This is a genomic window from Aliterella sp. E5.1, assembly GCF_057473825.1.
In genome coordinates this window covers 1-2,060 of the sequence record NZ_JBYCCV010000280.1, presented here as the reverse complement: position 1 = coordinate 2,060, position 2,060 = coordinate 1, and the positions used below count along the sequence as shown (strand labels likewise).

The following is a 2,060-nucleotide window of genomic DNA, read 5'->3' as shown; positions in this document are numbered from 1 at the left end:
AAAAGCTTGTAATGTAAAGCTTTTAAACTTTATTTTCTCACATCAGACTTCCTTTGTAGTCATTTTGCCAAAATCCTGAGCTAAAGCAGGTTCTAGATTTTACTCTCCTGAAAGTGATAAAAGAGGGTTATAACACTGCTCAAATAGCGATCGCCCAGAAATATTCTAAATATATAACACGAAGCGCGATCGTACTATTACCTATTGATTTAGTTAGGTTGTAACACCTACAACAAACGAGATCGCACTATGCCTAGCTATAAAGCTAAACTTAAATCCAAAGTATTGAGAGTTACAAAACACTTACTCAGCCAGCACTTAATCTAACAGTACATTGCTGGGGCTAAGAGTACGCATGAAAAATTACTATCCGATCGTTATTGTGGGTGGCGGTCAAGCAGGGTTGTCTCTAAGTTACTGCTTGAAGGAAAAAGACTTTGAGCATATCGTGTTTGAAAAAAACACTATCGGCTATTCATGGCGTTCAAAACGCTGGGATTCTTTTTGCTTGGTAAAACTCCCAATTGGCAATGCAAATTACCTGGCTATCACTACGCTGGCAATGAACTAGAGGGGTTTATGCAAAAAGAGCAAATCGTTCAATATATTGAAGATTATGCCAAATCCTTTGCTCCGCCAATTAAAGAAGGTGTAGAAGTTTTGAGCGTTCGCAGTTCTCAAGGTGAATTTGCCGTAACTACCACCATTGGCGAATATACAGCAGATATAGTTGCGATCGCATCTGGTAGCTACCATCGCCCCAAAATCCCACTGATAGCCCAAAAGTTCGATAAATCTATCGTGCAACTGCATTCCTCCCAGGACAAAAATCCCCAATCTTTACCCGACACTGTATTGGTGGTAGGAACGGGACAATCGGGCTGTCAAATTGCGGAAGATTTGCACCTTGAGGGTAAAAAAGTACACTTGTGCGTAGGTAGCGCCCCTAGGTCGCCACGCAGATATCGTGGTAAAGATGTCGTTGAATGGTTAGATAAAGTGGGTTACTACGATTTGTCAGTGGACGAACATCCGCAAAAAAAGCAAGTTCGCGCCAAAACCAATCATTATGTAACTGGGCGCGATGGTGGGAGAGAAATCGACTCGCGCCAATTTGCCTTAGAAGGAATGCAACTATACGGTTCTTTAGACAATATTAGCGATCGCTATTTGCAATTTCGTGACAACTTACAGCAAAATTTAGATGGCGCGGATGCGGTTGCTGAAAATATTAAAAAGAACATTGATGGATTTATTGACTCTAAATCGATTCAAGTACCTGTAGACCCTCCTTATCAACCAGTTTGGCAGCCCGAAAGTGCGACTTCTCAACTTGATTACCATCGTGCAAATATTGGCGCGGTTATTTGGTGTACTGGGTATCAGTCTGATTTTAGTTGGATAGAAATTCCTGTATTTGATGACAAAGGCTACCCCGCTCACGATCGCGGTGTAACGGCGCAAGAAGGCTTATATTTCCTTGGTTTGCCTTGGTTATATACTTGGGGTTCGGGTAGGTTTTCGGGGATCGCAAGAGATGCGGGTTATTTGAGAAATCGCATTGCAGCAAGTCAACAAGTATTGCAGTCCACAGGAGAGGGCGGGATGCCTGGGAGCCGCGTCTCTTTAGAGCGCGGGGGAAAGGCGACGCGGCGGATTTATCCGCCTATAGTTTGGTCTTACCCATGATGAGGGTCATTGATATATCTTTCAATAGTATCAGCCGAAACATTGCCAGCCGTTGAGAAAAAATAACTATTCGTCCAAAGCGAAGGCAGTTTTTTTAGGTCGGGGAACTCTTTTCTCAAATAGTTGGCGCTCCGTCCTTTAAACGCCTTAGCAACTTGGTAAATGGCATCGGTCGGATGAATCTCTACAAACAAGTGAATATGGTCGGGTGCGACTTCTAATGCCCTAATTCGCCAGTCTTTTTCAATCGCTAGTTCCGAGAATATCTCAAAAATCCTATCTCTAACTTTGCCAACTAATACCTTTTTTCTACGCTTAGGAATCCAAACTAAATGCACAACGCTTAACCCTACCGCGTGGTTGTAGTGTCG

General features: G+C 42.9%; 1 protein-coding gene and 1 pseudogene. One reads left to right on the top strand and one right to left on the bottom strand.

Features of this window, described 5'->3' with window-relative positions:
• Positions 1-355 precede the first annotated feature (355 nt).
• Positions 356-1,689 (top strand): annotated as a pseudogene (locus AC2VE5_RS26285) (MSMEG_0569 family flavin-dependent oxidoreductase).
• Here AC2VE5_RS26285 and tnpA read toward each other — a convergent pair.
• Positions 1,680-2,060: IS200/IS605 family transposase (tnpA, locus tag AC2VE5_RS26280; protein ID WP_486890499.1), on the bottom strand; the 381-nt coding region annotated here is incomplete at its 5' end. The pseudogene AC2VE5_RS26285 and the gene tnpA overlap by 10 nt on opposite strands.